Source organism: Pontibacter sp. BAB1700, from assembly GCF_000277005.1.
Lineage (GTDB): Bacteria > Bacteroidota > Bacteroidia > Cytophagales > Hymenobacteraceae > Pontibacter > Pontibacter lucknowensis.
Genome location: NZ_AKIS01000218.1, coordinates 1 through 6,228 on the forward strand (window position 1 = coordinate 1; position 6,228 = coordinate 6,228).

Below are 6,228 nucleotides of genomic sequence, written 5' to 3' on the forward strand. Positions count from 1 at the left end.
GCGCTGGATCAGGTGCACCGTTTCCATGATCATGATCGAAATAACAGACACCGTAAATACCTTGAAGCCCTGGTCCATGAACAGGATGTGCTGCAGGTCTATACCTGCGATCAATTGTCGGATGTTGCCTATACCTGCCACACTGCTTTGTAGTATGTAGAAAGCCTCCCCAATAGAGTTGGCCCGGAAGAATACCCAGGAAAAGAGTACCAGCGCGAATACGCTCAACACCTGCACCCATTTGTAAAGCAGCGGGCGGCTTCGCAGGCCCATGCTATCTGCCAAGGCGTTACGCTGCTTCGCCGTCACGATAGCAAACACCAGGTAAAAGCCGTGCAAGGCACCCACACTACAAAAGTCCAGTTAGCGCCATGCCACAGCCCACTCACCAAAAACGTGATGAACAGGTTGTAGTACCAGCGCCACTTCACCACCCGGTTGCCCCCCAACGGAATGTACAGGTAGTCCCGGAACCAGGAGGAGAGGGAGATGTGCCATCGGCTCCAGAACTCTGAAATACTCTTAGAGTAGTAGGGTCTGCGGAAGTTTTCCATCAATCGGAAGCCCATGACCTGCGCCGCCCCGATGGCAATGTCGGAGTAGCCGGAGAAATCGCAGTAGATCTGAAAGGCGAAAAAGACGGTGGCGATGATCAGGGTAACGCCCTCGTAGTCAGTAGGATTGTTGTATACCTGGTTTACCATCAGGGCCAGGTTATCAGCGATCATGATTTTCTTGAAGAAGCCCCAGCCATGCGCCGCAGGCCGCCCACTATGCGCTCGTAGCTGAACGCATGATTGGCCTTGAGTTGTCCGAGCAGGTTACCTGCCGCTCAATAGGGCCTGCCACCAGCTGCGGGAAAAACGTCACAAACAGTGCAAATACGCCCAGGTGCCGCTCCGGTTTGATGCGCCCATGGTATACATCAATGGAGTAGCTCATGGTCTGGAAGGTATAGAATGAGATACCCATGGGCAGCAGCAGCTCAAAAGCCGGCATGGCATAGTCCATGTTCAGGGCTGAGGCTGCATCACGTGCGCTTTCATTAAAAAAATTGTAATACTTGAATAAGCCGAGTATGCTCAGGTTGGAGAGCAGCGAGATCCAGAGGTAGGGTTTGCGTTTGTGTTTTTCCTCGTCGCTATACCTGCCCATGGCGCGTCCGCAGCCGTAGTCCACTAAAGTAGAGAAGATCAGGATCAGGGTATAGGCCGGCTTCCAGGAAGCATAGAAATAGTAACTGGCCAGCAGCAGGATCAGCCATCTGCGATTTGGGGGCGTTAGAAAGTAGAGCGTAACTACTACCGGGAAGAATATAAAAAATTCAGTAGAGTTAAATAACATATATAGACGCTGTTATGGATAAAGAGAAGCGTGTGATCCCATGTCTTCTGGTAGCTGTTAGTCAGGCCGTATCCTGCGGCAGGGTAAAAAAACAGAACCTGTTTTCTTTATTATATTAGGAGTCAGACCAAAAGGTTTAGGATTTCAGTATATATTTTTATGACTGTATAAATGCACCGGATTTATTGTGCAGCTTTCTATACGCATCTGATCCGAAATGGCTGTTCATACAATAAAAAAATTGTATCTACTCATTTAACTGCCATCTTAACGCACTGGCCCGCTGCAGGTATGTTGTGTTACCAAGCCAGCCTTAACGACAAATAAAGCATCATATTCTTCTCTTCAGCCATCTTTCCGGATAAGCTATTTTATGGACAATTTTAGTATGCCACAAAGCCGAACATCTGGGCGGTTACGGCGTAATATTATTGTACTCTAATACAACAGTAACTCTATACTCCTCGTACAGGACATGCAATGTTGCAAACTAGCATTTTGCTTAGAACAACAGCTGTTCAGCTCTGATTGATACCACGAAGCAACCCGATATAAACTGGCGAAGATTAATCAAACGCCGTAATAAAATACTTAGTGAGCTTATATGATAGCATCCACCTCAAGGTACATTTTCCTATACCTATCTTCCTTTCAGTTAGCTTGCAGGGGCACAATGGCCTCCGTCGCTGCACTTAGCCTGCTATTAAGCTTTGCAGCTCAGGATATGGCGCTGGCTCAGGCCTCCTGTCCTCCCGGCCTGGCGCATCACTTTGGACTGGACGAGAAAGTGGCTGGCAGCTATTCTGATTACGTGACGAATGCAAGCGCAAACTGTGCTGTTTGCCCGGAACCTGCCAGCAGCCGCTTTGCCGGTGGTCAGCGATTTAACGGATCAGGCACTGGCCTGGAGTTCACCCCATCCAAAACTTCCAATGGGGACCCCACACTAGTTTTACCATAGAGGTATGGGTACAGGTAAATAGTAAGTCATCCAATCAGGTTATCATCGGCCGTAAATCAGGCGATGGGTTAACAGCCTGGTGGTTGGGTGTCAGTCCTGAAGGGTATGCCGTATTTGATATGCAGGATAATTATGGTGAGCCACATACCATAAGAGATTATCTCAAAGCTGTGAACTTGTTTGATGGCAAGTGGCATCATGTGGCGGTTGTTCGGGATGGACCCAACGAAATCAGCAAGTTATATGTAGATGGGTTCAGAGTTGATGACAGGGTCAGTGAAAGAAAGACTTATAGGGGAAGCATGGAGTCTTCCAGCCCAACCACAATCGGATACATCGACATTGACAGCAAGTACTATTTTGATGGTGTAATGGATGAACTGCTGGTTTATAACCGCAATCTGTCGGAGCAGGAAATGCGTGACCGATACAATCAGGGTGCTGGCAGTTACTGTGGCCCCGAAGTGACCAGACCCGAGATCGTGTCAACCCCAATTACCTACGGCACGGTTAGCCAGCAATACAGGTATGATGTAAATGCATCGGGCAAACCTGCCCCTCGCTATATTCTGATCTCAGGCCCTGCCGGAATGGCGATTGATGCAGGCACGGGCTTGATTACCTGGGTGCCACAAACAGCCGGAAACTTTGCAGTAGAGGTAAAAGCAAATAACAGTCAGGGAGAGAGCGCTCCGCAACGCTTTCAAGTTGAGGTGAAGGCTGCCACCGAAGAGGGGATAGGGATGCTGCACCACTGGATGCTGAATGAATCTTCAGGGTCTAACTACCGGGATGTGTATACACCCATCGATGCCATTGCACAGGCAAGAAGCCGTCCTGCCCCGGTAAAAGGCGTAGTAGGTGGAGGACAGCGGTTTAATGGACGTGACACCGGGCTTGATGTAATCGGTAGTCCGAATTTTGACTGGGAAGCAAACGAAACTTTTACGATCGAACTGTGGCTTCGCACCGAAACCAAGGAAGGAAGCAGCGAAGCCCAGAACCAGGTGCTGATGGGGCGCCATGCCACGGACTCTCCGTCGCAGTGGTGGCTGGGGCTCGACAAAGACCGACGAGCGGGCTTTTACTTACCCGACATTGAGTTTAAAGGTGCTTATGTGGGGAACAGTGGCCCGAAGCTTAACGATGGATCCTGGCATCAGCTTGTAGTGGTACGGGAGGGTAGTTCAGGAGCTATCAGACTGTATGTGGATGGTGAGCAAATAGCCACCAGCAACTTTGCACACGATCATGGATTTAGTAGCCGCTCGCCTGTTACCATTGGCTACTTTAACGCCAGTATGCTCAACAGTTATCACTACGAAGGCGAGCTGGATGAGGTGAAGCTTTTCGGCAGAGCACTTTCGCCGGAGGAAATCAGGGAGCGTTTCGTTGATGTATACAACAACCTGACTGAGTTCCTAAGCTTTGAAGGACGCTATACAGATGGAGAAAGCCTTAATCAGAAAATTGTAAGCCTAGACTGGAGAACACTTTATGAGCTTGGGACAGATTTCTTTGAGGTAGAGCGATCCGAAGACGGTGAGAATTTCACAGCCATCGGTCAGGTGAAAGCTTCCGGCACTACTACGGCTGCCATAGACTATACCTTTAACGACGACATGCCGCTCAAAGAGCAAGGGTATTACAGGCTTCGACTAGTTCGGCTGGATGGTACTTTTTCCTACTCCAACACCATACTGTTACAAGACCGTTCACCAGCTGCATCTTCCTTCAGGGTATACCCGAACCCCGCTGCAGTAGGGGACGAGGTGACTATTGAGATCGCCAACCTGAAAGAAAGCGAAGATGTGACCTTTATGATAACTGATGCCTCCGGCAAGCAAGTGCTCAGCCAGCAGGTCCGAACCGATGAGTTTGGTGAGCTACGCCTGACACTGCCAGTTGGTATGTATCTAAAGCCGGGTATCTACAATCTGACGGTGGCCGGCAGTAACAAAACCCTTAATCGCAAGCTGGTGGTAGCCCGCTAGTGCAGTCTAACCATAGCAGCAGAAGTATAACCTGCATGATGGGAACGGGTCTTTTTATCAACCTGGTAGTGAGAGAGCATGCGGGTATAGGTTCTTAACGCTGCTCAGGGCTAGAAACTGTCGTTCAAAAAATGGATAAAAATTCCGGTTAAAACTTTTAAATTTTCCATAACGTAATGAATAGCAGTCACTTCTGAATCTAATATTGCATTTATGAAATTTTTAATAAACCCTGCAAAGCGCGGTTCGTACTATGGGTGAAAAAACATTACATGTGCTCCGTTTTACCAATGAATTATCATCAAGTTTAAAATGCCTTTACTTATCTAAATTTTAATTTTTTATGAAAAAGTTATTTCTATTACCAATATTATTTGCTCTTGTCTTCACTTCATGTAGTGACGACGACGACAATGGAACGGTCGAACCAGCAGTTTCGGAAATTGATGCGCAGATGCGTGGCGACTGGACAAACACGATGATCAAAAGAGTGTACTATTCAATTGATGATGAAATCATGTTCACTGACTCAGTTCAATACCAGACAAACTTCAGTTTTGACGGAAAACGCCTGACTGTTACTGTACCAGGAGGCACTCCAGAGGTAATGAATTACAGTTTCCCAGACCCAGCCGATACCACCCTCATCGAATTACAGCGGGGCAATGATAAAGGACAGTATAAAGTAACAGCTATTTCAGATACGGAAATGACTTGGGTAGAAGAAAAGCCATGGGCTGGCTTTCCAGAGGAGGCGCCGGAATCAGAAAAAACAACATCCAGACTTGGTTTGTATACCTGGAAGTTTGTTCGCAAAAACTAATGCATGAAATACCCTGTGCTTTAAGCATGGTGTGAACAAAGAAAAACTCCCGCTTTAGTCAATACAACGACTAAGGCGGGAGTTTTCTTATTTCCAGTAGGCACACGGCCAACTTGGGGATCTGGGTTTCTACCCTCTATAAGAGTTCGGAAAGATCCATTTTTTATTATGAGCCAGGCTTACTCTTTGATAAGCTTGATTGTTGCGCTCTTACCGGCGTTGTCAGTATACTTCAGGAAGTACAGACCTGCTCTGAGACCGCTGGCAGCAAGGTTCATCACCAGCTTGTTGTTCTCTACCTTCAGGTTAGCTTCTTTGTATACTACTGTGCCAGCCTGATCCAGGATTACTACTTCCTGCAGCTTAATCTCCTCTTTGCCCAGGTCGAGTGTTACCACATCGTTGAATGGGTTAGGATAAGCGCTCACTTTCTCAAAGCTGATGTTAGTATCAGTTGTCTCAGCAGAAAGTGATGACGAAGCAGAAGCAGTCAGAGTCTCGATTGGTGACAGTCTGTTGCCAGCGATCGGTCGCTCCATAGAGCCGTCCGGCAGCTGCCAGCCCACGGCCAGGTTGTCGCCGCCGCCGCCCTGCAGCATGATCGCCTCGATGTAGTAGCGCTTGCCGGCCTCCAGAGTGATCTTGGCAGACTGCTGGCTTGCGTTCTTGGTCCACTCACGCGGGTTGGTCCAGGTGCTTGACAGGGCGATGCGCGTCTTCTTAGCCGGGTCTTCGCTTGTGCTCAGGTACAGCTCAGCCACGTCGTCGGCCGCGATCCAGAAAGTGTACTGGCCTGAGGCAGGAGCCGTCACGTAGCCGCGGATGCGCTGGCCGTAGTTGTTGCCCTGACCTGTTGGCGCCTCGAAAGAGCTTATTGCGCTCGTAGAAGTTGGGTTCGTGTTCACTGGTACCACGCTGATTGTGGAGCCATGCACATTTGACCAGAAGTCACGTGTGATCTTGCCCACAGGAGTTGTAGTAGCTGCTGGAGCCGTTGCTACAGGAGTCGTTGTTGCAGGAGCAGTGCTTCCCATTTCAGACAGTCTGTTGCCAGCGATCGGTCGCTCCATAGAGCCGTCCGGCAGCTGCCAGCCCACGGCCAGGTT

6 protein-coding genes and 1 pseudogene are annotated in these 6,228 nt (G+C 48.9%); 3 read left to right on the forward strand and 4 right to left on the reverse strand.

Annotated features, from left to right (window positions below; all coding sequences use genetic code 11):
- From O71_RS20130 to O71_RS20140, 3 genes and pseudogenes are all read right to left on the reverse strand, one after another.
- Positions 1–339: pseudogene (locus O71_RS20130) on the reverse strand (MBOAT family protein); the annotation flags it as partial.
- Positions 306–728 (reverse strand): MBOAT family O-acyltransferase, encoded by a 423-nt coding sequence (locus tag O71_RS20135; protein ID WP_040574979.1) that lies wholly within the window; start codon positions 726–728, stop codon positions 306–308. The pseudogene O71_RS20130 and the gene O71_RS20135, both read right to left, overlap by 34 nt.
- Before the next feature lie 43 nt (positions 729–771).
- Positions 772–1,344: a hypothetical protein gene (locus O71_RS20140; RefSeq protein WP_007660796.1), complete on the reverse strand. Its 573-nt coding sequence runs from the start codon at positions 1,342–1,344 to the stop codon at positions 772–774.
- 724 nt (positions 1,345–2,068) lie between these two features.
- On the opposite strand from O71_RS20140, the gene O71_RS20145 reads away from it, so the two are divergent.
- The 3 genes from O71_RS20145 to O71_RS20155 all read left to right on the forward strand — a co-directional run bounded on the left by O71_RS20145 (position 2,069) and on the right by O71_RS20155 (position 5,122).
- Entirely contained in the window at positions 2,069–2,305 is a 237-nt protein-coding gene (locus tag O71_RS20145) for a hypothetical protein (protein WP_007660798.1), read from the forward strand.
- Positions 2,302–4,299, forward strand: coding sequence for a LamG-like jellyroll fold domain-containing protein (locus O71_RS20150; RefSeq protein ID WP_237717925.1), 1,998 nt, complete (start codon positions 2,302–2,304; stop codon positions 4,297–4,299). The genes O71_RS20145 and O71_RS20150 overlap by 4 nt, the downstream gene beginning before the upstream one ends.
- A gap of 343 nt (positions 4,300–4,642) precedes the next feature.
- Positions 4,643–5,122, forward strand: a complete 480-nt coding sequence (locus O71_RS20155) for a hypothetical protein (RefSeq protein ID WP_040574984.1) — start codon at positions 4,643–4,645, stop codon at positions 5,120–5,122.
- A 179-nt stretch (positions 5,123–5,301) separates the two neighbouring features.
- On the opposite strand, the gene O71_RS20160 is transcribed toward O71_RS20155, so the two are convergent.
- On the reverse strand, positions 5,302–6,228 hold a 927-nt coding region (locus O71_RS20160; RefSeq protein ID WP_007660805.1), incomplete at its 5' end, for a PA14 domain-containing protein.

Excerpts from the sequence above, each read along its gene's own strand:
- O71_RS20145 (WP_007660798.1), top strand. The coding sequence starts at position 2,069 with ATGGCGCTGGCTCAGGCCTCCTGTCCTCCCGGCCTGGCGCATCACTTT.
- O71_RS20135 (WP_040574979.1), bottom strand. The coding sequence starts at position 728 with ATGATCGCTGATAACCTGGCCCTGATGGTAAACCAGGTATACAACAAT.
- O71_RS20155 (WP_040574984.1), top strand. The coding sequence starts at position 4,643 with ATGAAAAAGTTATTTCTATTACCAATATTATTTGCTCTTGTCTTCACT.
- O71_RS20140 (WP_007660796.1), bottom strand. The coding sequence starts at position 1,344 with ATGTTATTTAACTCTACTGAATTTTTTATATTCTTCCCGGTAGTAGTT.